The sequence below is a fragment of the Veillonella sp. AS16 genome (genome assembly GCF_000517785.1).
In the GTDB taxonomy this organism is placed as follows: Bacteria; Bacillota; Negativicutes; order Veillonellales; family Veillonellaceae; genus Veillonella; species Veillonella denticariosi.
Genome location: NZ_AZYX01000007.1, coordinates 716,922 through 741,106 on the forward strand (window position 1 = coordinate 716,922; position 24,185 = coordinate 741,106).

Below are 24,185 nucleotides of genomic sequence, written 5' to 3' on the forward strand. Positions count from 1 at the left end.
ACAATATCTTAGATAATTGTCCACTGTGAATGTATCTTTGTACGCCAATAATACTATTATATGTGAAAGTATGAGTAATGTCTAATATAAATCTCTACTAAAATGAATCCTATCATAACCTCCGGCGTCTATCGGCGAATATATCACCTCAATCCAGTACTTTCATAATATATAAAGTCTGATCCAATATCACATAATAATTAAAATACGTGATATAGAGATTATAAAAAAAGAAACCCCGTCACAAATGACGGGGTCGTATGACTTACATTATATAATTATGGGTTAAATGGGAATAAAATAGGCAATAAAATTAAGGACACAACAGCAGATACCAAAATCAACGGTAAGCCGGCTTTCACAAAGTCCTTAAAACTATATCCGGCTACGTTATATACCATTGTATTCGCCGGCATACCGATTGGTGTCGCATATGCAAGAGAACTGGAAATAACGATGGCTACGAGGATTGCCTTAGGATCGAAGCCTAATTGAGATGCCAACGACAAGCCGATCGGTGCCAACAACGCAACGTCCGCCGTATTGGACATGAAGTTTGTCATGAATACGGACAAGAAGAATAATACCGCCAACAAAGCCAACGGATTTGGAGTTGCTCCTAAACCATCAACGATAAGATTTGCAATGAATGCACCTGTACCGGATTTAACCATCGCCGTACCGAGCGCCAACGATCCTGCAAACAAAAGAATTGTCTTCATATCGATGGATTTAACAGCCTCTGTTTCCGTAATAACACCGGTCGCTACGATAACAAGAGCACCTACCCAGGCACTGACAGCCAAGGATACGCCGATTTGTTTTTCAAAAATCATAGCCGCAATCGTCAACACAAGCACCAAGCCGGCAGTCCATTTTTTCCAGGCTGGAACATGGCTGAAATCAGCGTTCTTCTGATAATTTGCATCCGGCTCACGAGTCGGCACTTCCGGCAAGAAACGTTTGCCGATGAATGCGTAGAAAAGAGTACCTACGATTAGCATCGGTAACCCTACTTCACCGTATGCGAAGAAATCGAAGGATCCGAGACCCGCTTCTTGCAAGTTGGAGTTAGCGATCATGTTACCCGGGGAACCGATCATAGAGATATTCCCGCCCATCGCAGCGGCAAAAACGATTGGCATCAAAAATTTAGTCTGATTGAAGCCACCCTTTTTACAGATACCGATAACAACAGGAATCATAACAGCCGCAGTGCCCGTATTGGACAAGAAGCCTGACATAATACCGGTAAGCATCATAATAGCAATAATAAGAATTGTTTCATTTTTAGCGAATTTATTTACAATGTTACCTACGTCAACGGCTACACCCGTTTCAAAGAAAGCGGCACCAATAATAAACATCGCCATAAATAAAATGACATTAGAGTCAACAAAGCCTTTGAATGCTTCTGCTGCAGTCAACACACCGGCAAGGTGCAAACCGACAGCCACAATCATAGCTGTAATGGACAACGGGATTCGCTCCATCGCAAACATTACGATGGCAAATACTAGGAATCCCAATGTGACCATAATACTGTAATCCATGAGAATTTTCCTTTCATTGTAGAGTCATACTAATCCAGTATATAAACAAAGCCTTATAATGTAAATTACCTAATTTGCATTTCAAAAATGAATTTTTCTTCATAATCGACATTTTAAAAGCCCTCATGTTCAAAACATGAGGGCTCATTGGCTCATTATTGATATTATGTAGTTTTTAAACATTAAAAAGGAAATAGTAAAGGTAACAAAATAAGTGCCACAATGCTGGAAACGAATATAAGCGGTAATCCGGCTTTCACATAATCCATAAAACTATATCCGGCAATATTATATACCATCGTATTTGCAGGCATACCAATTGGCGTTGCATAAGCTAACGAGCTGGCAATAACGATAGCGGCTAAGACCGCCTTTGGATCAAAACCAAGTTGAGAAGCTAAACTTAGTCCAATAGGTACTAATAGTGCACATGTTGCCGTATTAGACATAAAATTAGTCATAAACACGCCCAGTACGAATAAAACAATTAACACAACGATTGGAGATGGGCTTGCGCCTAAACTGTTAACAATAATATCGGCAATCACCGCGCCGGTTCCGGTCTTAACCATCGCATCGCCCAATGCCATAGAGCCGGCAAACAGCATAATGGTTTTCATATCAATGGATTTTACAGCAACCGTTTCACTGATAACATTAGTCGCTACAAGTACAAGAGCACCTATCCAGGCACTGACATACAACTTAACACCTAATTGTTTTTCAAAAATCATAGCTACAATGGTTAAGATCAAAACAATCGCAGCCGCCCACTTTTTCCAAGATGGTACATGGCTATAATCATCATTACCTTCAAAAGCACCGTCAGGTTTATGACTTGGTGCATCAGGCAAGAATCGTTTGCCGATAGTCGCATAGAATATAGTGCCAATTATGAGCATTGGCAATCCTACAAGCCCATAATCAAAGAAACCAAAGGAACCCAACCCAGCTTGTTGCAAACCTGATTGAGCAATCATATTACCAGGCGCACCGATAAGAGAAATATTACCGCCCATAGCAGCTGCAAATACCAACGGCATCAATAATTTCGTTTGCTTAAAGCCACTCTTTTTACAAATACCGATAATAACGGGAATTAAAACTGCCGCAGTCCCTGTATTGGATAGAAAGCCTGACATAATGCCGGTGATCATCATAACCGCTACAAGCAGAGAAGTTTCTGTCTTTGCAAATTTATTAACAACATTCCCTACTTCTACAGCAACACCGGTTTCAAAAAAAGCTGCACCAATAACAAACATTCCCATAAAGAGCAATACGTTTTGATCTACAAAGCCTGCAAATGCATCTTTGGCAGATAAAACACCGCTCAAATGCAATCCAACAGCTACAATCATAGCCGTAATTGACAACGGGATTTTCTCCCATGCAAACATGACGATGGCAAATACTAAAAAGCCAAGAGTTATGATTACACTCGTATCCATAAAGACCTCCCAATACACATAACATCTAAAACAGATACCAAAAGGAGGATTGTAAACTCCATACAAATCCTCCTATTCAGTTGAGCACAACCTATAACGGTATATTTTATTTAATGAAGCTTACGTGCTTATAAATTTCTTCCAATACTTCATCTTTCTTGGCATTGTATTCCACTTTTTTATTTTCAAAGTAATTATTTCCTTCCGCATCGATAGACACGATGAGAGGGCCAAATTCCTTTACGCGGCAAGTCCATAATGTTTCTGGCATACCAAGTTCACGCCAGTTAGCAGATTCAATCTCCTCTACCTCTGTAGCCGCAAGCACCGCATTACCGGCCGGGAATACACAGTGAAGAGCACCAAAATCCTTACATGCACGGGCAGTTTCCGGCCCCATACCGCCTTTACCGACAATGAGACGTACACCTGTCTGTTTTACAAATTCGTACTCGAATTTTTCCATACGCATGGACGTAGTAGGTCCTACAGAAATCATTTCAAATTTATCATCACCATGATCACGCACAATCGGACCCGCATGTAAAATAGCCCCGTTACGAACATCTACAGGTAACTTTCGACCATATTCAACGAGACGTCGATGAGCGACATCACGGCACGTTGTGATATGACCGTTTAAGTAAATAATATCCCCAGCTTTAATTCCTTCAAGATCAGATGCTTGAATTGGTGTTGTCAAAATATGCTTAGCCATTAGAATGTCACTCCTTTGTGAGATAAAATTTCGTACTTACCGTCTTTATCAAATATCATATGACCGCGGCGATGGTTCCAGCAGCCTACGTTTACGGCTACGGAAATTACGGATGGATGGCGGGACCCATGCTCGATGTTTACACCCATAACGGATTTGTCTCCGCCCATCCCTTGTGGTCCAAGATGCAATGCATTAATTCCGTCTTCAAGCAGTTGTTCCATATATGCCGCTTTTTCATTTTCCGCTTTAGAGGATACGGGACGCATCAATGCTTTTTTAGACATCGTTGCCGCCGTATCGATCGAAGTAGCAATACCGACGCCAACGAGCAGTGGAGGACATGCATTAAGTCCATAGCTTGTCATTAAATCCAATACAAATTTAGCGACACCTTCGTACCCTTCACCCGGCATCAAGGTCTTTCCGGAGCCGGGTAAGGAGCACCCGCCCCCGGCCATATATGGAAAGATTTCCACATCATCACGACCAGGAATGATATCCCATGTTATATAAGGTGCTGTGCGACCGATGTTCTTTCCCGTATTAAACTCATCAAAAGTCTCTACACAATTATGGCGCAATGGAGCATCCTGGGTCGCTTTATATGTCGCTTCACGCAAGATTTCTTCCAACTCTCCAATCAATGGATAATTAGAACCCACCTTCACCCAAAACTGTAAAACGCCTGTATCTTGACAAGACGGACGATTTAACTCATAAGCCAAATCCATGTTTTTATGCATCGTTTCATAAATTGTTTTCGCTAACGGATTCTTTTCATCCGCTGCAAGCTCTTTAATTTTTGCTTCTACATCATCTGGTAATTTTTTTGCCATATAAGCTATGAACTTTGCCATGACATTTGTCATTTCTTGCACTTGTTGTTCTTTCGTACTCATCGTAAAACCTCCTAAAAGGACTTCATTACTATCTTTGTTAAGGATCTCACAATATTATTAGTGGACTTAATCCCTTTTGATGATTACATTCTACGCTTTTTACCGAATTCAACTATCCATTTTAAAATATGATTTTTTATGGTGAAAGTATGAGAAATCATATACATTGCGCCGATTAATGTCTCTACTGATCTTATACGATATACAAATAAGTCCATATATAGAAAACTAAAAAAGCGCTACCTGTAAAAGGTAACGCTTTATTTCCCATATATTTATATAGGATTTTAACATATACAAAATCACCTACACCTAATCATTTTATATAGGCTGAAAAAAATATAAATTCACACCCATATACTGCACGAATATCCACCGGCATATGCCGAACAGTCAGTATATTTTATAACAATAAATCTATAATTCCTCTACGATTGCTTTCAGTTTAACCTTAAGAGACTGCAATTTTTTATCTGCTTCAATCGAAGTTTCCCCATCGATAAGATTAAAATGATATGGCAAAAAAGAATTCAATATATCTAACATATCCTTATCACGGGTAGAAATCATTTCCTTCCAGTTGTGCAGTTTTGTTTTTCTCCCGATGCTTCGTGCCTGCTTACGATATTCAGACGGAGTCGTATGAAAATGCTTCTTAAAGGCCACGTTAAAGGCTTTTATATCAGGAAATCCACAGCGATTAGCAATACGCACTATCGCCTCTTCCGAATTGGCTAAACGCACCGTCGCTTCTCGTAATCTTAAGCGCAATAAATACTCAAGGAAGGAAACACCCAATTGGCGTTTGAAGAACTGTGATGTATAGTTCACATTATAGCCACCTACCCTTGCAATATCCTCTAATTCAATCTTCTGCTGATAATGTTCATCAACATAAGCAATCATCTTATCAAAGGTAGCGGCGGTCATATCTGCCGGTTTAGAGCTGATATGCACGGATTTTACCGCATCAACCTCACTATACACATCCCCCGCCAAAACCATGTAATGATGTTCAATCCACATGCGATTAGCAGGACTTTCACCATTAACCTCCAACAGCATCATCATCGCCGCATGATGGCGCAAAGATGTAAAGAACGGATTGTGACGACTAGTTTCATCTGATCGAACCACAAATTGATACATGCCGAAATTAGGATCAAACCCTTGAAAGAACTCCTTACCTACGTGAATAACGAGGGCTGTTGTATCCTCCTCCAATGCCAACGTAGCATGCCCGACTTGAGGCGAAATTATAATTGTATCGAGGGGTTCCATAGTAAAAACTTCGCTGTTACAACTCATCTCAATACGCCCTTTTAACAGAATAAGAATTTCAGTTTCACCATGCCAGTTGTAATGATATGTACTGACCTTGTATATGTGGCTACTGAAATCTATATGGTTGTTTTTATAGGTATAGTAAAAGTATTCCATTTATGTATCTCCTTATTCTATACATCTATTGTATCGAATAAAACCATCATTTCAATTGTCTCTGCGATACCTTCTCTTGTTCTGTTCCAGCCGCAATAGATAAAGTCAGGTTATATTGCTCAATTATATCCATAAAATGTCCCTCTCAATTAAACCGGCTACAAAAAATGCACCCTTTATAAACTAAAGGATGCATTTATTATGATATATTTATTTGACTACGGTCAACAGTATCTTGAAGTTTCCACCTGCATCAAGGCTTATATGATGACAGTGTCACTCACGAAGATTACATAAGTGCTGTAATTGCTGCGGCCAAGCCAAAGAAGATCCCTGGTGCATTGGCTAATGCAACCGGTAAATCTCTATGTTCTTTAAACAAACCATATAGTACCCATAATGTACAGTTGATAGCAGCTACTAAAGGCTGAATCCAATCACCGGTGCCTGGATGTGCCAGATTGTTCATAATTTGTGGAAAGTAAGATACATACATAGCTACAGCTGTAACTGTTGCAACTTTCCCTAAGTTTTCCATAAATTTTACTCGAGTCATTATATCCTCCAAATGATTAACTCAACATAGTTTTGTTTTCTGATGAAATATATTCTACTCGATTTGGTGAATATAACTATCCATATTAAAAGGTAATTTTTTTAATAAAATCAGATAAAACATATAGATTTCTCTCAGTATATTCTATTTCAAGGATTATGAACCTATAAATTCACCCACAAATGAGTATAGAAAAAGCACTACTTATTAAAAAGTAGCGCTTTAATAGATAAATTATATGCTTTCAACATATATAAAATCACCTATGTCCAATAATTCTATATCCATCAAAATATATTGCTCGCATTATAAAAATTCCAATATCAATACACCATGCGGATACGAATTATAACTCCTTGACAACATCGGCTAATTTTACTTTTAAAGTTTCTAGCTTTTGACTCATAAACTCTAACTCAGCCTTAGCTCTTGAATCATCTTCATACGATAAAAACGAATGTAATACATCAAGAACATCCTGATTTTCAACAGAAATAACTTCCACCCCATCATGTAATGTTGTTCTACGTCCGATTTCCTTTACCTTCTTGCGATATTCTGTTGGTGTCAATCGAAAATGCTTTTTAAAAGCCACATTAAAGGCTTTGATATCCGCAAAGCCGCATCCACTAGCAATCCTTGCGACTGCCTCGTCCGTACTGGTCAATAGAGCCGTTGCATCCCTGAGTCTCAAGCGTAATACATACTCAACAAAGGAAATACCCATTTGTTTCTTAAAAAACTGCGATGCATAGGCAACATTATATCCGCCAATCTTTGCAATATCCTCTAACTCGATTTTTTGTTGGTAATGCTCATCGATATAAGCGATCATTTTATTAAAGGAGGCCGGTTTTATATCACCGGGTCTAGCCTCTTCATGGACAAGTTTAACAGGATAAAACTCCCTAAATACATCACCGGCTAATGCCAAGTAATGATGCTCTATCCACATTCGATGTATAGGGCTTTCATCTTTCACCATTAACAACATCATCATAGCCGCGTGGTGACGCAAAGTTGTAAAGAATTGGTTATGGCGAGACCTTTCATCCGAATGGACAACGAATTGATACATTCCAAAATTCGGATCATACTGTTGATAAAACTCATTGCCTACATGAATTGCCAAAGCAATTACATCCTCCTCAAGAGCCAGTATTGAATGCCATACCTGAGGCGAAATAATAACAGCATCAAGAGGTTCCAGAGTAAAGACCTCATCATTACAACTCATTTCAATGCGACCCTTTAACAGAATAAGAATCTCCGTTTCTCCATGACAATCGTAATAATATGTACCGACCTTATATATATTGCTACTAAACTCGATGTAATTATGTTTATATGAATAGTCGAAATAATCCATAGCAACCAATCGCTCCAACAATCAAACAAGTGGGTAATTAATACTAAGTTTAAAAGCTACCTTTTTCAAATAAAGATAAATGCATCCCTAAAATTAATAGGGATGCATTTATTATGATATATTTATTTAACTACGGTCAACAACATCTTGAAGTTTTCACGAGCATCGAGGCTATGAGGCACTTCAGACGGCATGATCAATGTTTCGCCGGCTTTTACGGTGTGTTCCGTATCGCCGACAACGATATGTGCTTCTCCATCAAGGATTTGCACAATGGCATCCCCCACTGTTACATGCGTAGAAATTTCTTCCCCCTTCGGCAACGCAAATAATGTAATGCTGAGGCGTTCATTTTGAGCGATGGTAATACTGATAACTTGGCCGGCCTTATACTCCAGTACATCTGCTAGATGTAAAATTTCGTTAACAGGAATATTTTTTGTAAAAGTTTTGCTCATAAAAATCACTCCTTATATGACTGCATAATAGCTTTAAATCGCCGGTAACAGCCCTAACAGATACACATCGAACGTATCACCGGGATGTACTTCATGTATACCTCGCGGAATACATGCCAACGCATTAACAGTATATAGACCTAACATACTGCTACTATTAAAGTGACGGTTGGCAACAAAGCGTGGAGCCCCACCGCCGAATATCACTTTTCCTTGTACATAGCGGTCAAAAGCATTACGTTTAAAGATTTCTGTATCCATTACGCAAGCCACCACCGGAGTCGTCCAGTTAGACAACCCTTTATAGCGCTTCAAGGTCGGTGCTACGATTAAATGCCATCCATTAAAGGCAGCCCCCGGATTTCCGGACAAGCCGAAAATAATCTGACCTTTCGGTGTAACTGCACCATAGGATGCCGCGCCCGGTCGCATCTGAATACGGGCATAGATGGATTTAGCCCCTAACTTTTCATAAATAAGAGGCATCGTATCAAAAAGGCCTACCGATACACCACCGGAACTGATGATAACATCAGCATCTTCACTAAGTTCCAAAACATGATCGATTTCGGAGTCCAGTTCCTCAGGAGCATCGCTTACGTGATAGTGGGTTATCTTGTGAAAGCCTAAGTCCTCCAACAACCCGCATATCATAGCTCGATTAGAGTTGTAGATTTTACCAGGTGTTAAACTTTCACCTGGCTCAATAACCTCATGACCGGAGGTAAGAACCAACACACGAGGCATTGCATTAACAGATATATCGGTAATCCCCAGCCCCGTTAAAACAGTCTGTACCGTAGATGTTACCTCCGTCCCCTGCGGAATCACAATAGTACCGGCAACACACTCCTCACCTTGCGGGATGATGTGATCACCACGGTGATATCTTCCTTGAATCGTAATCGTCGTGTGCGGTTCACCTGTGCCGACTACCTGTTCCTGCATGATAACAGTATCACATGTATGAGGGATAGGTGCCCCCGTCATGATACGTACCGCATGACCGGGCCCGACAGGGTTCTCCCACACGACACCGGCCCCGATAATACCGTCAACGATATATTTATTACGTCCTGCTTCATAGGCAACGGCATATCCGTCCATAGCAGATTTTGAAAAGGCAGGTACATCTGTAGGAGCTATAATATCCTGAGCCAACACATAGCCCTTTGCAGCCTGAACATCAATCGTTTCTACTTTATGAACTTGCGTTTGTAAGGCCTCATCCCATAATTGGAGAGCCTCCTCGACAGTAACGACGGCCATCTAAACTCCTCATCATTTCCTGTATGTGGCGTACCAGTTCAGGTACGTCTCGATCTAACTTGCCAATTTCTATCGTCGCCACTCGGTCCATGGAATCCGAGATAAACGCTTCCGTATGTCCCTCCTGGGTAACCTCTATAATAGGGGCAATCCCTTGAGACCGCGATTCTAGTATAACTATATCCACGGGCATAAACTGTGATATTTCGTACAGGTTTGATTGTTCTTTTGTGCGTATGCGAATCGCTGTTTCAGTAGGTCCCGCAATAGCAACAGCATCAGCCCCGGCTTTATAGGCAAGATCTGTATCTGTTCCCTCATGGTCCATCTGAAATCCGTGTTTATCACTTTTTACAACACCGACGGATAACCCGATTTGTCGTAACTCGGATACAAGGCGCGTCACAACGGTAGTCTTACCCGTTTTACGTTTTGATGCGACCACGCTGATTAAAGGTACCCGGCGGAATTCATTTTCAGCTAAAGCCCGAGCCCATTGATAATCTTCAAATCTGTTTACATTTCGCAATGCATGACTCTGATCCTGTGCATCAATCAGTTCCACGGCTCCGATTATATCGATGGCATGACGCAAAGATACATCATCTCCGGCGATAACGGCTTGCAACAAAGGTACAATAGACGGTCTGTATATGCCCGCCATAGGCTCACGTTGTCCGCTACAGCCGATTGGAACAATAGCATTCCAATCATCTTCGTCGACTTTATATAACCATTCATAATACAGAGACACATCCATAAACGGCATGTCTACAGCCATCACCGCATAGGCAGGGCTCGCCCCGACGGACAAGGCACTATAGAGACCACCTAACGGACCGCAGCGCTTCACAGAATCCCGAACAATGGAAACCCTCTCTTTCTCATTGTTCGATAAAGTATCAATGATATGAGTTTGAATGGCAAGTCCTAATCGATCATCATCACCGACGGAAATTATAATATCTTTAACATCCGCCTCTAACCCCTTGCGCAAAGCATGTGAAATGAGACTTTCACCATTAACCCACGGTAACAGAGCCTTAGGTCGCCCCATCCGCGTACTCAAACCACCGGCTAAAATAATTAAACCTAACTCACTCACGACGTTTTAACCCTCGTTTTACCCCTTGGTATATAAACAATAAAACAACGATATTTATGATACCGTCCGGCACCATATAGGATGCATTGTACACCATCGAATAAATCCATGGATTTTGCCCCTGTGGCGCATAACTGGCGAATACGACAGCACCGCTCGTAACCGATGCCAACCAGCGCAATGCGATAGCCACGACGGAACCGCTGATAAGACCTGTGAAAGAATCCTTAAAATAACCGCATACACCGATGGCACCGTAAGCGACTACATAATCCAAAATAATGCTCAAATAATGCACAGATGACTTGAATCCCAAAATAAAATGCAAAATACCGTACACGACGCCGGCAAAGATACCGCGCGCCCCGCCCCAGCGATACGCAAAAATCATGAGCGGTACCAAAGAGGCAGCCTTTATGGAGCCCCCTTGAGGCATGTGGAAAATCGTAATAAATGATAAGACTTGCGCAATGGCGATAGCTACACCGGCTTCGGCAAGCATACGCGTTTTAGACTGACCCATCTGTATCGACCTCCTATGTAAAGTGAACTTATTAATATCATTAAATACAGTCTATCTGTATTGTACTACAGAATTCAAGCTACACCAATCAAATATTCGGAATGTGTTGAAAATTTTTCTCCTCTCTTGTATAATGGTACAGGTTCATTATGTAGTAACTCGAAGGAGATATAGAAACTATGATCAATACAACGAACATCTTTGATTATGAAGACGTGCAACTGATTCCTAATAAATGTATCGTCAACAGTCGTAGCGAGTGTGACACACATGTTAAATTGGGTAACCGCACCTTCAAATTACCGGTAGTTCCTGCTAACATGCAGACCATCATCGACGAAGCGTTGGCTGAAAAATTAGCACGTGAAGGCTATTTCTATATCATGCATCGTTTCCAACCTGAACGTCGTATGGACTTTGTAAAACGCATGCACGACCTAAAACTATATTCTTCTATCTCTATCGGTGTAAAAAAGGAAGAGTTCGCCTTAGTTGACGAATTCAAACAAGCAAATTTAACACCCGATTACATCACAATCGATATTGCACACGGTCATTCCAATGCAGTTATTGATATGATTCAATACATTAAAAAGAACTTACCGAATACATTTGTTATCGCCGGCAATGTAGGGACCCCGGAGGCGGTACGCGAACTTGAAAACGCAGGTGCTGATGCGACAAAGGTAGGCATCGGTCCCGGTAAAGTCTGCATTACTAAACTAAAAACCGGCTTCGGTACCGGAGGCTGGCAGCTGGCAGCGGTACGCTGGTGCGCAAAGGCGGCCACAAAACCTATAATCGCTGACGGCGGTATTCGCGACCACGGCGACATCGCAAAATCCATCCGCTTCGGTGCTACCATGGTCATGATCGGCTCTCTCTTTGCCGGTCACGAAGAATCCCCCGGAGAAGAAAAAATCGTTGACGGTCAAGCTGTAAAAGAATACTTCGGCTCCGCCTCCGAATTTCAAAAAGGAGAACGCAAAAACGTGGAAGGCAAAAAAATCTTCATCCCTTCCAAAGGATCCATCTTCGATACATTGATTGAAATGGAACAGGATTTACAATCCGCAATCTCCTACGCGGGCGGCACAACCTTACAGGCGATTCGAAAAGTAGATTATGTACTTGTTAAGAACTCCATCTTTAACGGCGATCGCTAATTAAACAGAAAAATACAAAAAGAAAACCATAAGTCCTCGACACGAGCTTTATCAAAGCTCGTCCAGGACTTATGGTTTTTATTTTTATATTACCTGATGTATGGATTTATAGTATCTAATACTTATTTGTTCTTAATAATATTAAATTAGTTGATGATATTCAGTTATGTATGTCTCAATTCTATTAAGCCTAAACAGATAAACTACATTTCGGTCTCTTCCACTTTATTCATCATAATATATGCGTACTTTCCGATAGCCGCACTCACCACAAGCAAACAGGTAAGCACGATGAAAGCCACAGTAAGGCTCGTACCATGAGCGATAAACCCGATTAATGCAGGGCCCATCAATATCCCCATATAACCGAGCATAGTCGATGTCGCCACCGCCTGCGTCATAGGAATAACATTCTGTTCCCCCATTGCGGAGAACAAATTCGGTACGATCATCGCTAAGGAGATACCTAAGAGTAAATAGGTATACATGGATGCGTGCCCCGGCAATGCGACGATGAGCCCCATTGCAACAGCACCTGACAAGTACCCGCCTACCACAACCTGTTTAGAGGATAAATGCTTACCAAGAGTGTTGCCGAGCAACCGGCCGATACACATGGTGCCATTAAAGAGCATAACCCCCATTACGGCTTCTTGAATGAGAATTCCTTTATCTTCATGAAGATATAACGCACTCCAGTCCCCTACTGCGCCTTCCACCAAATACGACACGAAACATAAAAGGCCGAAAATAATCGCAATAGGATGAAACGATAAAGGACTTTTAGATTTCTTTACCGTTTTTGCATTTGGATCTGTTCCAAATGGCAACATGAATCGACTGATGACAACAATAGCGATGAACAATATGATGAGTAGTCCCCAGATACTTTTATCAACAGGCAAGGATAACATTTTTAAAAGCACGAGCAGCACGCCGGCCCCGGCAAAGCCGCCGAGACTCCATCCGCCGTGATAGGCACCCATCAAATGTTTTTTGCTCACCTTCTCAGTGAGAATCGCCTGCAAATTAGCGGACGAGCTGCTGAGCCCTACGCCGATACCGAAGAAAAATAACGCCACCGTCGTTTCAAAAATGGTGGAACACATAATCACGACGGCAAGGGACAACATACCGATAAAACTGCCGGTAAGCACCGTCTTCTTGCACCCCAAAGTTTCTACCATTTTACCCGCTACGGCCATAGACACACAAGAACCTACACCGAGCAATAAAATCATAGAACCCAATACATCCTCACCGATGCCGAGCTTCGCCTTTAAGTAAGGCACAAAACCGGCCCATAAGGCCGTATACATACCGGGGATAAAAAACGCCCCGAAAGCACCGCGGATATTTGCTCTTGAAATAGAAACTTGATCGTTCATTGCATCCTTTCTGGCTTCTAGAACCGCCCGGCAAAGAAAGGTCCTTTTTTATCCGCAGAGCACGAAAACATGCGCCATGCAGGAAACCATTTTAACTACGATATGATTAATATTGGAATATAATAAACCTCTTTACGGAAAATGTAAAGAGGTTTATTTCCAAAAAATATTAACGATAAACTCATCAAAACACTATCGTGAAGCAGCTTCGGTACAAACAGAAACACGTTCAATTGAGGGCTTAAACATAAGTAAATACAGGATGTAGACATTAATAATCGGGAGGATAACCCCTAACAACCAAACTATTTATTCCGCTGTAACCATGCAATCGCATATTCCGCATACACCGCGGATGCCGCGGACAGTACGGAGTCATCCATATTAAATCGATTGTTATGATGATCATAGACGGCATCTACATCAGGGTTTTGAATGCCGATAAATGCAAAGCATCCCGGCTTTTTCTGTAAATACCACGCAAAGTCTTCTCCGGGCATCACTTTACGCATTTTCGACAGTTTATCCGCACCGAGCGTATCGATAACCACCTGTTCAGCAAGGGCGCTGCAACTTTCATCATTAATCGTCGGAGGAACCCGTTTTTCATAGGTTAATGTCGCCTCCGCGCCATAGGCAAGGGCCGTATGTTCCACGATTTGACGCATCCGATCGACGATATACTCCTCCTGATGAGGATCAAAGAAGCGAACGGTTCCGCCCATTGTCGCCTCTCCGGGAATCACATTCCATTCCGAGCCGGAATGAATATTTCCGATTGTGACCACTACGGAATCAAGGGCGCTTACATTACGGGATACAACCGTTTGCAGATTCAGAACGATGGCACTGGCCACAACCACCGCATCAACGGCCTGATGCGGCTGAGCTCCATGGCCTTGTTTTCCCTTTACATTAATAGAAAACAGGCTGCTCGCCGCCATGCGTTCCCCCGCTTCAACAGATACGAGACCGGCGGGCAAATCAATCCACACATGACCGCCGAAAATGGCGTCAATTTTTTCAAACCAGTCACCGAATTTAATAAATTCCGGTGCACCACCGCCGGTTTCTTCAGCCGGTTGGAATACGAGGTATACATCTCCCTCCAAACGATCCTTCATCTGCATCAGCATTTTAGCCGTCCCTAAGAGAATCGCCATATGCCCGTCATGACCGCACGCATGCATCTTGCCGTCTACCTCGGATTTATATTCGCATGTATTATGCTCCTGCACAGGCAGCGCATCAATATCGGCACGCAAACCTATCGCCTTGCCCGGTTTAGCCCCCCGAATGATACCGATGAGCCCCGTCTTGCGCACGTCATCAACATGCACCTCAACGCCCATGGACTCCAATTCTTTAGCCAAGGTCTTCGTCGTTTCGAATTCTTCATTACTCAGTTCCGGATGTCTGTGAAAGTACCGTCTCCATTCCTGTACATAGGTTTTATATTGTTCAATCAAATCACGACTATGCATATTCTATCTCTTTCTCTATTAATCCCCTATTTTCCCCTTTTTATCAGGAATAAAAGGCCTAACGTAAAAGAAAACGGCAGGCAAAAACCTGTCGTTTTCTAATTTCTTATCGGTTGCGCAATACCGCCTGTACCGCAAAGGTTACAACAGCCGTGGCCGCTGCTACAGCAACTGTAATTTTTAATGTAGTACAAACTTCGTCTTTGGTCGGTTTTGCTTTGCTTGCAATATCCAATGTTTTAGCTACTGCAGGCACTAGTACGTCGTTGCGTAAGGATTCTGTATTCATGATAGTCCTCCATTCATTATATTTCTTTTAGAGTATCACGAATATTGTATAAAGTCTACAATGTTTATTATCTCTACACGGTTTATTTACTTAGACTTTCAATAACATCAGCCACAACTGCAACCGCCTTTTCCAGCAGCTCTTGAGGAATGTTAAGAGCCGGCAATAAACGGACCTTGTTTTTCGCTGAAAGTACGACAACCCCTCGTTCTAAACATTTCAAGATTACATCCTTCACATCGACGGTCGTTTCGATACCGAGCATCAAGCCCATACCGCTGACATCGACAATTCCCGGTTTTCCCGCCAATGCGGATTTTACATAATCCCCTTTAGCTTTAACGGTTTTGAGAAATTCCGGCGTCAATCGACTGATAATGGTATTTCCGGCCGCCGCACAGATAGGATTACCGCCGAACGTAGTGGCATGAGCGCCGGCAGTGAGTACATATTGCGTTTTTTCATTAAACAGTGTGGCCCCCATCGGCAAACCTCCGGCAAGTCCCTTAGCGGTAGACACGATATCCGGCTCAATACCGAACTGCTCATACGCATACAAGGTGCCTGTCCGGCCGTTCCCTGTTTGCACCTCGTCGATAAGAACCAGTTGATCGTGCTCATGAGCATATTTTGTAACGGCTTGCACAAATTCCGCATCAAGCGGCATAACTCCGCCCTCACCTTGAATCGGTTCCATCATGACGGCGCATACATTCGGATTTGATAACACCTGCAGTGCCGCCTCTATATCGTTGGCAGCTGTATGAACGAATCCCTCCGTAAAAGGAAAGAAATGCTGATGAAATACATCTTGTCCCGTAGCGGATAATGTCGTTACGGTACGCCCGTGAAAGCTGTTGACGAGCGTGACGATTACATTACGACCGTCCCCATATGTATCATGACTGTACTTACGAGCCGCCTTGATGGCACATTCATTGGATTCCGCTCCGGAGTTAGAGAAAAACACCTTCTTCATGCCCGTTTTGGCACATAACTGTTTAGCCAATTCGATTTGCGGTAATGTGTGATATAAATTCGATACATGATTAAGAGCATGAGCCTGCTTCGTCACCGCATCGGACCACGCTTCGTCATCCACACCGAATGCGGTAACGCCGATACCGGATCCCAAGTCAATATACTCTTTACCGTTGACATCCCACAATAAAGAGCCTTTCCCCTTTTCAAAACATACATTGAAACGGCCATACGTATTGGCTATATATTCTTTATCCTGTTTTTCAAAATCTGTTGTACTATTCATCATATCCTCCAATCGTACGATCCTTATCGATACCTGTATCCTATAAACCACTTATCGGATATACACCTATATTACACAGAATAATGACCTTACCGAAAACATGTTAGCCGGCTACAAACATCGTGCCAAGGCCTTCATCTGTCAACAATTCAATCAAGATAGCATGCGGTATTTCTCCGTTGATAATAAATACCTTTTGAGCTCCCGCTTCAATGGCCTCTAAGCAGCAGTCCACCTTCGGAATCATACCGCCGGCGATAATGCCGTCCGCTTTGAGCTGAGCCGCTTCCGACACGGTAATCTTTGAAATCAGCGATAACGGGTCATTTACATCACGCAAAACACCGTCAATATTGGTCATGGCAACCATCGTCTCCGCTTTAAGAGCCCCAGCAACTTTTGCGGCCACCGTATCTGCATTGATATTATAGGTCTTGCCGTCTTTCCCCATCCCGATAGAAGATATGACAGGAATATAACCCTTGCTGATAACATCATCGATAACTGTCGTGTCGATATAATCGATGGCCCCTACATAACCGAGTGTTTCATCCTGTCGGTGCACCTGAATCATATTGCCGTCCACACCGCAAAGACCGATAGCCTTGCCGCCGAGATCCACAAGATCCGCCACGAGGCTTTTATTCACCTTGCCGGCCAAAACCATTTGTACCACATCCATAGTCGGTTCATCGGTAACGCGTAAACCATTCGAAAAATGAGATTCTATGTTCATAGCATCTAATGTGCTGTTGATGGCGGGGCCGCCTCCGTGGACGAGAACAACTTTCACCCCCACCAATTGGAGCAACAGTAAATCCTTCATAACGGATTTTTTCAGCGCCTCATCGGTCATGGCATTCCCGCCGTACTTAACGACAACATATTGATCTGTATATTGTTTTATATATGGAACGGCCGCCGTCAAAATATGCGCCCGCATCGCATTTGTTACATTATTCATGATGTCCCCTCTAGCCTAATTCCAATCCGGTTTCCTCCGGTAAGCCTAACGCGATATTCATGCATTGGACGGCTGCGCCCGACGCACCTTTACCTAAATTATCGAAAATCGCATGAACCATGATGCGGTCGTCATTACCCGTCACATGGATTCTCATGCTGTCCGTATTACTCATCTGATTGGCGTTGAGCATACCGCTATTGCTATTTTCATCAAATGTCTCCACGTTTACGATGACGCTGTCCTTGTAAAAGTCAGTCAATGTATGTTGCACCGTAGCTATACTGATAGGTTTTTGACATAATCGGCTGTGAATACCGACGGTGACCTCCATGCCTGAATAATAATCGTCAACAATGGGCATAAAAATCGGAGCCTCGCTGAGACCGCACACATGCTGCACCTCCGGTAAGTGCTTATGCTGTTGTCCAAGGCCATATTGACGTGGCGCATACAGGAAGTAATCCTTCGGTTCGCTCTCATATTGTCCGATCATTTTCTTACCGCCGCCGCTATATCCCGTTAGTGATGTGATGGTAAACGGATAATCAGCCGGTACAAGCCCTGCCTTTACAAGCGGTGCGATACAGGCGATCATGCCGCTCGCATGACATCCGGGATTTGCGATATGCTTTTCTGTAGCAATCGCTGTTTTGTAGCTTTCACCAAGTTCAGGAAAACCATAGGCCCAGTCCGCATTCGTTCTGAAAGCCGTCGATGTATCGATAACCTTACACGGCAAATCACCGATAGCCGCCATAATGTCCTTGGATGCCGCATCCGGCAAACAAAGAAATACGATATCTGCATTCTTAGCTACCGCTTTGATAGCTTCGACATTTTTACGATCCTCATCGGCGGTAGCCAATAATTCAATATCTTTTCTGTCGGACAACCGTTCATGAATCCGGAGCCCCGTGGTCCCTTCATGACCGACGATAAACACCTTATACGATGCCATACTACACCTCAATTCTCACCTCTATATCGGTGATCAAACCTGCTCTTTGTTCACGGCACTCTCTGCCATGCTGAATAAACTATACTCATAATCGCTTAAAACAAAGAATTTATTTCATTGGATAGTCGCCGAATGTGGCAACCATAACAGCCTTAATCGTGTGAAGGCGATTTTCCGCCTCTTGGAACGCAAGAGAATTAAGACCTTCAAAGACTTCTTCCGTCACCTCTATACCGTTCATGCCGAATCGTTCAAAGATATCGTGACCGACCTGTGTTTCCGTATTGTGGAACGCCGGTAAGCAATGACAGAATTTAACATTTGGATTTCCCGTCAGTTCCAGCATCTTTGCATTTACCTGATACGGTTTGAATGTATTGATACGTTCCTCCCACATATCGTAAGTGTCGCCCATCGTCACCCATACACCCGTATAGATAACATCTAAGCCTTTAACGCCGCTCGCCACATCATCCGTAACGGTAATGGTCGCACCGGTCTCCTTCGCCACCTTGAGGCATTCTTCATAGAACGGTCCGGCCGGCCAGAATTTTTTAGGTCCGATCAATCTGAAATCCATCCCCATTTTGACGGCGCCGCTCATCAGAGCGTTGCACATATTCGATTGCCCATGTCCTACATAGGCAAAAGAAATTTCATGCAACGGTTTATCCATATTTTCCTGTAAAGTCAAGAAATTGGCCAAGGTCTGTGTGGGATGATCCATATCTGTAAGGCCGTTCCACACAGGCACACCGGAATAATCCGCCAATGTATCTACATCTTCTTGCGCAAATCCTCTGAATTCGATGGCATCATACATGGAACCCAATACACGAGCCGTATCCTTTAAGGACTCCTTTTTATTCATCTGAGATCCGCTTGGTCCGAGGTACGTCGTATGCGCCCCCTGATCTGCAGCCCCGACTTCAAAGGCACAACGAGTCCGTGTGGAATCCTTTTCAAAAATAAGAGCGAAATTTTTACCGGTTAATGTCTTTACCTCCGTACCCGCTTTTTTATCCGCCTTAAGTTGAGCCGCAAGTTTTAGAAAATACTTGATTTCATCCGGTGTATATTGAAGCATTGTCTTAAATGATTGATTCTGTAAACTTTTCATAATAACCTCTTATTTCTCCTGTAATAACTCCGCTGCTATGCCGGCCATCATCGTAATTCCCGGTTCCAATATGCTTTCATCGATGGTGAAAGCTGCATTATGCAAGGCCGGATTACCTTCAAATCCCGTTCCCAGCCAGAGAAAAGCCCCTTTGATTTTGTTTAGATATGCGGAAAAATCTTCCGCCGCCATCGACGGAAATTCCGGATGTACCACCGCATCCTTGCCGAGATAGGTTTTAACGATATGTGTGACATAGTCAATAGCATCCGCATCGTTAATTGTGGCCCCATGTCCACGACGATATTCCAATGTACTGGTTGTACCGAACATCATGTCGAGGGCCTTGAGACTTTCACCGAGGCGACGTTCAATGTAATCCCGTTTCGCCGGGTCATAGGTTCTGCAGGTTCCCTCCAGATATGCATCTCCGGAGCCCACATTATATCGATCACCGGAGTTAAAGACACCGATTGTACATACGAGATTGTCCATAGGATTGGTTTCACGAGCCACCATGGACTCTACATTGACAATCCAGTTCGCCGCGGCCACAATGGCATCAATACCGTTGTGAGGCTCGGCGCCATGGGTAGCCTTCCCCTTGATATGTACAAGGAATCGATCCGATGCGGCCATGAGGTTTCCTTTCTTGAGTCCCACCGTCCCCACCGGCAGCTGAGGCCATACATGAAGCCCGTAAATCTCGTCCACATCATCCAAAACACCGGAGTCCACGATACCTTGTGCCCCTTTAATAAGTGCTTCCTCCTCCGCAGGCTGGATTACGAGTTTCACAGTTCCGTGTAATTGGTCCTTGACGGATTGCAGAATGGCTGCCGCTCCTAATAGAATAGCCATATGGCTGTCATGGCCGCATGCATGCATAACACCGGGATTCTCAGATGTAAAAGGCAGACCCGTTACCTCCGTGATAGGCAATGCATCCATATCTGCCCGAAGTCCCACTACAGGGCCATCAAAGGCACCTTTAATCTCTCCGATAACTGCATATTTATATACATCCGCTTTAAAAGGAATACCTAAATCCGTCAGCACGCTCTGAATAAACGCGGATGTTTCCTTTTCTTCACCGGATAGTTCAGGATGGCTATGAATATGACGGCGCCATGCCACAACTTGTTCTTTATATTGAGAGGCATATTGTTTAATTAAATCTTGTAGTGTATGCATGACGATTTCTCCTTTTCCGCAAAATATACAGAACCCATTTATTTATACACAAACTTTGTATTTTTATAATCCATGTACGTATTATAATCCCATAATTTTCATTTCGCAAGTATTTATACGTTAATGGCGTATTTTTATTTGTAATTATACATATCGCATTTTGTAATACCCATACAATCGACTCGAAACGAATATATCAAAATACAGGAAATAATAATATTACAATGAAGCGTCTTTGATGTACTTTCAACATAATAGAGTCATAATATAAACAGCACACAAAAAAGGCACCTTCCACGGAAGATGCCTTAGTATTGTAAAATCTAACATATTAAATTATATTTCACCGTATATATCATGTATCACCATAAAATACGATAATATATTAAGTATACTTATACATAATTTATTTTTCTAAAGTCGTTTCGTCCAACAATGTTCCGTCAGGCAAGAAAGACTTAATCGTTAACGAATGTTTTGTCACCGTCATAGACATATAGTTATCCGTTTCCGGTTGCGGCGCCACATATACATCTAGCGGATGTCTTACCCATAACCCCGGGTACCTCACATCACCGGCAACGCCCGTAATGATATAAAGAGGTCCCGATGCATCTCGGTCAAAATTACGCACATGACCGCGATTGCGATAGGTATGTAAATGCGCCGACAACACAAGATCCACATTAAATTCATCGAAGATAGGCATAAACAATACACCTTCCTCGCTAAATCCGGAAGCACGACTGGCCCCTTCGCGATTAACCGCATATTGGAACGGATCACGATGCATGAGCACTACTGTCCATTTCCTGGTATTAGACGCTAAGTCCTGCCGCAGCCATTCGACCTGCACATCATATAAATCAGGATGATGTACATCGTGATTGTCCTCATGGTTACTTTCATACAATTGCGTATCCAGTACGACATAGTGAACATCGCCATAATCATAAGAATAATAACAACGATTAAACGTATCATTCCCGTTACCGGGCACATCAAAATAATTCAGATACGCCCGGGGTTCACGCATTTTCCAATCTACGGTATACATTTCATGATTCCCCAATAACGGCGACAACGGAATTCGTGTACTGAGAGGTGCAATAGAATTTAGCCATGCGCGCCATTGTGACGCCGCTTCACCGTTATCCACAAGATCGCCCATGCTGATATACATAGCCGCCTCAGGGTTACGTTGAGCCGAAGCTTTTACGATTTGATTCCATCCGGAATAATCAGCGGACTGCGAATCCGGATAGATGAGCACCTCATATTCATCGGCGCCGGCCGTTTTCAAGGGGTACCATTCACTGCGTCGATCCGTTCCATATCCGACACGATATTCATACTCGGTATCCGATGCGAGTCCGGTCAATGTCGCCTCATAAATATATGTGCTTGTACCGTCGTCCGTGAAAGCCTTACTTGATGCATTCTGACTCATAAGACTTGTTGCGGATGTATCACCGCGCTTACGATATTCAACCAGCCCATCAGACTCATCACTATCCGATTGCCACATGATGGTTCTGGCAACACTGTTGTCTTTGGCAACAATCTGACGAATATAACGCCCCTCTGACGCCAATAGCGGTTTAATCTCCTGCCCCGTAGCAACCGCCATGCCACGCTCGAGAAAGGAGACGAAAACATCACGATATTCATAAGCACCAAAGAATAAAGCCGCAACAATACCTCCGATGCCTATTATTTTTAATAAATACTTTTTATTCATATATCCTCATTTTTATATATTGTAAATACATGACCTTATTGTACAAATTAAAGTTCACTTTAAGTCAATATATAATTTTATCATCTTATATAACGCCATATAAAACAAAGGGAGGCTGGGCCTCCCTTTATTTTTCATAATACTGTTTCATCTGTGTATAGCCGTTTACAATGACTTCAATTTCGCCTGTGCGGGGATGGAAAATTAATCCGTGAATAGGCACATCTTTAGGGATAAGAGGATTAACTCGCAGTTCATCTACCGTGTCCTCCACATTTTCCGCAGGATGTGTGAATCCGTCCGCCCATCGCTCCATTTCCCGCTTTACCATATGAATCGCTTCCGGTGCGATACCGCGAGCCAGCATCTTTTCCGTCAAGTCCTTCGCCGTCGTCTTGGACATACCGCATTCATGATGTCCGATAATAAAAATTTCATTAACACCGAGTTCATAGATACATACCAGTAAGCTGCGAACAACGCCATCAAAAGGACCGGTAATACAGTTTCCGGCGGTCTTTACAATCTTAGCTTCCCCACGGCCGATGTCCATGGAATCCTCCAGAAAGTTTACAAGGCGTGTATCCATACATGTGACAATGGCCATCTGACGACTCGGCATCTTACTGCACTTTGTATCAGTTTCCACATAACCCGTATTTTGATCTTCCACGTATTCTCTATTATGGGCTAAAATATCATCCAGTAAACTCATGGTACCTCCTATATTAAAAGATTATAATCAATTAACGGTCCAGCGTAGACAATGCCTCAATAGCGACGCTGCCGCCGCGAACGACTTCAATACGATTGACAAACATATCCTTGAACAGTGCAATCATATCATTATTCTTTGAGACTGTCTTTACACACTGTACGAGAACGGATTTACGATTATAATCCACAACGAGCAGATCAAAGGTTTGGGCGATGCGGAAAATCTCCTGCTTATCCGCCTCCTTACAGCTGTTTACCTTGATAAACAACAATTCCTTCTTCGTAATCGCCATATCCGTAAAGTCGATGACCTTGATAACCTCTACGCTACGATTCAACTGCTTAATGATCTGTTCGTATGTCAAATCATCACAGGTCAGATCAATAGTCATCCGCGACATCGTCGGATCTTCGGTTTCCCCTACGGTCAATGTATCAAGATTATAATTCTTACCCGCGAAGAGGCCCGAGATTTTAGCTAACACGCCGATCTGGTTTTCCACATACGCCGAAATACAGCGCTTTTTCATATGTAATTCCATAGCCCCTC

General features: G+C 42.9%; 23 protein-coding genes. 1 reads left to right on the top strand and 22 read right to left on the bottom strand.

Annotation, left to right across the window (positions count from 1 at the left end; translation table 11 throughout):
• Positions 1-278: 278 nt before the first annotated feature.
• From HMPREF1521_RS03485 to thiT, 11 genes are all read right to left on the bottom strand, one after another.
• The gene (locus HMPREF1521_RS03485; protein WP_038115814.1) at positions 279-1,553 is read right to left on the bottom strand and encodes an SLC13 family permease; all 1,275 of its coding nucleotides are present in this window, start codon (positions 1,551-1,553) and stop codon (positions 279-281) included.
• 182 nt (positions 1,554-1,735) lie between these two features.
• Entirely contained in the window at positions 1,736-3,004 is a 1,269-nt protein-coding gene (locus HMPREF1521_RS03490) for an SLC13 family permease (protein ID WP_038115816.1), read from the bottom strand.
• A gap of 106 nt (positions 3,005-3,110) precedes the next feature.
• Entirely contained in the window at positions 3,111-3,722 is a 612-nt protein-coding gene (gene ttdB / locus HMPREF1521_RS03495) for a L(+)-tartrate dehydratase subunit beta (RefSeq protein WP_038115817.1), read from the bottom strand.
• On the bottom strand, positions 3,722-4,624 hold the full coding sequence (gene ttdA / locus HMPREF1521_RS03500; RefSeq protein ID WP_038115820.1) for a L(+)-tartrate dehydratase subunit alpha: 903 nt from the start codon (positions 4,622-4,624) through the stop codon (positions 3,722-3,724). The genes ttdB and ttdA overlap by 1 nt, the downstream gene beginning before the upstream one ends.
• A 417-nt stretch (positions 4,625-5,041) precedes the next feature.
• On the bottom strand, positions 5,042-6,064 hold the full coding sequence (locus HMPREF1521_RS03505; RefSeq protein ID WP_038115823.1) for an AraC family transcriptional regulator: 1,023 nt from the start codon (positions 6,062-6,064) through the stop codon (positions 5,042-5,044).
• Positions 6,065-6,353: 289 nt separating this feature from the next.
• Complete coding sequence (locus tag HMPREF1521_RS03510) at positions 6,354-6,620, bottom strand: SemiSWEET family transporter (protein ID WP_038115825.1); 267 nt, start codon at positions 6,618-6,620, stop codon at positions 6,354-6,356.
• Positions 6,621-6,966: 346 nt separating this feature from the next.
• Entirely contained in the window at positions 6,967-7,989 is a 1,023-nt protein-coding gene (locus tag HMPREF1521_RS03515; RefSeq protein ID WP_038115827.1) for an AraC family transcriptional regulator, read from the bottom strand.
• 122 nt (positions 7,990-8,111) lie between these two features.
• The gene (locus HMPREF1521_RS03520; RefSeq protein ID WP_038115830.1) at positions 8,112-8,447 is read right to left on the bottom strand and encodes a cupin domain-containing protein; all 336 of its coding nucleotides are present in this window, start codon (positions 8,445-8,447) and stop codon (positions 8,112-8,114) included.
• 33 nt (positions 8,448-8,480) lie between these two features.
• A complete protein-coding gene (locus HMPREF1521_RS03525) occupies positions 8,481-9,716 on the bottom strand; it encodes a molybdopterin molybdotransferase MoeA (protein WP_038115832.1) in 1,236 nt (411 codons plus the stop codon).
• Positions 9,673-10,821, bottom strand: a complete 1,149-nt coding sequence (gene mobB / locus HMPREF1521_RS03530; RefSeq protein WP_038115833.1) for a molybdopterin-guanine dinucleotide biosynthesis protein B — start codon at positions 10,819-10,821, stop codon at positions 9,673-9,675. Before mobB ends, HMPREF1521_RS03525 begins: the two co-directional genes overlap by 44 nt.
• Positions 10,814-11,344 carry an energy-coupled thiamine transporter ThiT gene (thiT, locus tag HMPREF1521_RS03535; protein WP_038115835.1) on the bottom strand — a complete coding sequence of 177 codons (531 nt, stop codon included), beginning with the start codon at positions 11,342-11,344 and terminating at the stop codon, positions 10,814-10,816. Before thiT ends, mobB begins: the two co-directional genes overlap by 8 nt.
• Before the next feature lie 179 nt (positions 11,345-11,523).
• Between thiT and HMPREF1521_RS03540 the strand changes: the two genes are divergently transcribed.
• On the top strand, positions 11,524-12,510 hold the full coding sequence (locus HMPREF1521_RS03540; protein ID WP_038115837.1) for a GMP reductase: 987 nt from the start codon (positions 11,524-11,526) through the stop codon (positions 12,508-12,510).
• Positions 12,511-12,713: 203 nt separating this feature from the next.
• On the opposite strand, the gene HMPREF1521_RS03545 is transcribed toward HMPREF1521_RS03540, so the two are convergent.
• From HMPREF1521_RS03545 to ilvN, 11 genes are all read right to left on the bottom strand, one after another.
• Entirely contained in the window at positions 12,714-13,898 is a 1,185-nt protein-coding gene (locus HMPREF1521_RS03545; RefSeq protein WP_038115839.1) for an MFS transporter, read from the bottom strand.
• Positions 13,899-14,203: 305 nt separating this feature from the next.
• A complete protein-coding gene (locus HMPREF1521_RS03550) occupies positions 14,204-15,382 on the bottom strand; it encodes a M20 family metallopeptidase (protein ID WP_038115842.1) in 1,179 nt (392 codons plus the stop codon).
• A gap of 106 nt (positions 15,383-15,488) precedes the next feature.
• Positions 15,489-15,671, bottom strand: coding sequence for a hypothetical protein (locus HMPREF1521_RS03555; protein ID WP_038115843.1), 183 nt, complete (start codon positions 15,669-15,671; stop codon positions 15,489-15,491).
• A gap of 82 nt (positions 15,672-15,753) precedes the next feature.
• Positions 15,754-16,938: an aspartate aminotransferase family protein gene (locus tag HMPREF1521_RS03560; RefSeq protein ID WP_038115845.1), complete on the bottom strand. Its 1,185-nt coding sequence runs from the start codon at positions 16,936-16,938 to the stop codon at positions 15,754-15,756.
• A 103-nt stretch (positions 16,939-17,041) separates the two neighbouring features.
• Positions 17,042-17,902, bottom strand: coding sequence for an acetylglutamate kinase (gene argB / locus HMPREF1521_RS03565; RefSeq protein WP_038115848.1), 861 nt, complete (start codon positions 17,900-17,902; stop codon positions 17,042-17,044).
• Positions 17,903-17,912: 10 nt separating this feature from the next.
• Positions 17,913-18,863: an N-acetyl-gamma-glutamyl-phosphate reductase gene (argC, locus tag HMPREF1521_RS03570; protein WP_038115851.1), complete on the bottom strand. Its 951-nt coding sequence runs from the start codon at positions 18,861-18,863 to the stop codon at positions 17,913-17,915.
• A gap of 109 nt (positions 18,864-18,972) precedes the next feature.
• Entirely contained in the window at positions 18,973-19,983 is a 1,011-nt protein-coding gene (gene argF, locus HMPREF1521_RS03575) for an ornithine carbamoyltransferase (protein ID WP_038115856.1), read from the bottom strand.
• Positions 19,984-19,992: 9 nt separating this feature from the next.
• Positions 19,993-21,177 carry a M20 family metallopeptidase gene (locus HMPREF1521_RS03580; protein ID WP_038115864.1) on the bottom strand — a complete coding sequence of 395 codons (1,185 nt, stop codon included), beginning with the start codon at positions 21,175-21,177 and terminating at the stop codon, positions 19,993-19,995.
• Between the two features lie 406 nt (positions 21,178-21,583).
• Positions 21,584-22,918, bottom strand: coding sequence for a metallophosphoesterase family protein (locus HMPREF1521_RS03585; protein WP_038115866.1), 1,335 nt, complete (start codon positions 22,916-22,918; stop codon positions 21,584-21,586).
• A gap of 127 nt (positions 22,919-23,045) precedes the next feature.
• Entirely contained in the window at positions 23,046-23,633 is a 588-nt protein-coding gene (locus HMPREF1521_RS03590; RefSeq protein ID WP_038115872.1) for a carbonic anhydrase, read from the bottom strand.
• A 31-nt stretch (positions 23,634-23,664) separates the two neighbouring features.
• The gene (ilvN, locus tag HMPREF1521_RS03595; protein ID WP_038115876.1) at positions 23,665-24,177 is read right to left on the bottom strand and encodes an acetolactate synthase small subunit; all 513 of its coding nucleotides are present in this window, start codon (positions 24,175-24,177) and stop codon (positions 23,665-23,667) included.
• Between the last annotated feature and the right edge of the window lie 8 nt (positions 24,178-24,185).

Excerpts from the sequence above, each read along its gene's own strand:
- HMPREF1521_RS03485 (WP_038115814.1), bottom strand. The coding sequence starts at position 1,553 with ATGGATTACAGTATTATGGTCACATTGGGATTCCTAGTATTTGCCATC.
- HMPREF1521_RS03490 (WP_038115816.1), bottom strand. The coding sequence starts at position 3,004 with ATGGATACGAGTGTAATCATAACTCTTGGCTTTTTAGTATTTGCCATC.
- ttdB (WP_038115817.1), bottom strand. The coding sequence starts at position 3,722 with ATGGCTAAGCATATTTTGACAACACCAATTCAAGCATCTGATCTTGAA.
- ttdA (WP_038115820.1), bottom strand. The coding sequence starts at position 4,624 with ATGAGTACGAAAGAACAACAAGTGCAAGAAATGACAAATGTCATGGCA.
- HMPREF1521_RS03505 (WP_038115823.1), bottom strand. The coding sequence starts at position 6,064 with ATGGAATACTTTTACTATACCTATAAAAACAACCATATAGATTTCAGT.
- HMPREF1521_RS03510 (WP_038115825.1), bottom strand. The coding sequence starts at position 6,620 with ATGACTCGAGTAAAATTTATGGAAAACTTAGGGAAAGTTGCAACAGTT.
- HMPREF1521_RS03515 (WP_038115827.1), bottom strand. The coding sequence starts at position 7,989 with ATGGATTATTTCGACTATTCATATAAACATAATTACATCGAGTTTAGT.
- HMPREF1521_RS03520 (WP_038115830.1), bottom strand. The coding sequence starts at position 8,447 with ATGAGCAAAACTTTTACAAAAAATATTCCTGTTAACGAAATTTTACAT.
- HMPREF1521_RS03525 (WP_038115832.1), bottom strand. The coding sequence starts at position 9,716 with ATGGCCGTCGTTACTGTCGAGGAGGCTCTCCAATTATGGGATGAGGCC.
- thiT (WP_038115835.1), bottom strand. The coding sequence starts at position 11,344 with ATGGGTCAGTCTAAAACGCGTATGCTTGCCGAAGCCGGTGTAGCTATC.
- HMPREF1521_RS03540 (WP_038115837.1), top strand. The coding sequence starts at position 11,524 with ATGATCAATACAACGAACATCTTTGATTATGAAGACGTGCAACTGATT.
- HMPREF1521_RS03545 (WP_038115839.1), bottom strand. The coding sequence starts at position 13,898 with ATGAACGATCAAGTTTCTATTTCAAGAGCAAATATCCGCGGTGCTTTC.
- HMPREF1521_RS03550 (WP_038115842.1), bottom strand. The coding sequence starts at position 15,382 with ATGCATAGTCGTGATTTGATTGAACAATATAAAACCTATGTACAGGAA.
- HMPREF1521_RS03555 (WP_038115843.1), bottom strand. The coding sequence starts at position 15,671 with ATGAATACAGAATCCTTACGCAACGACGTACTAGTGCCTGCAGTAGCT.
- HMPREF1521_RS03560 (WP_038115845.1), bottom strand. The coding sequence starts at position 16,938 with ATGAATAGTACAACAGATTTTGAAAAACAGGATAAAGAATATATAGCC.
- argB (WP_038115848.1), bottom strand. The coding sequence starts at position 17,902 with ATGAATAATGTAACAAATGCGATGCGGGCGCATATTTTGACGGCGGCC.
- argC (WP_038115851.1), bottom strand. The coding sequence starts at position 18,863 with ATGGCATCGTATAAGGTGTTTATCGTCGGTCATGAAGGGACCACGGGG.
- argF (WP_038115856.1), bottom strand. The coding sequence starts at position 19,983 with ATGAAAAGTTTACAGAATCAATCATTTAAGACAATGCTTCAATATACA.
- HMPREF1521_RS03580 (WP_038115864.1), bottom strand. The coding sequence starts at position 21,177 with ATGCATACACTACAAGATTTAATTAAACAATATGCCTCTCAATATAAA.
- HMPREF1521_RS03585 (WP_038115866.1), bottom strand. The coding sequence starts at position 22,918 with ATGAATAAAAAGTATTTATTAAAAATAATAGGCATCGGAGGTATTGTT.
- HMPREF1521_RS03590 (WP_038115872.1), bottom strand. The coding sequence starts at position 23,633 with ATGAGTTTACTGGATGATATTTTAGCCCATAATAGAGAATACGTGGAA.
- ilvN (WP_038115876.1), bottom strand. The coding sequence starts at position 24,177 with ATGGAATTACATATGAAAAAGCGCTGTATTTCGGCGTATGTGGAAAAC.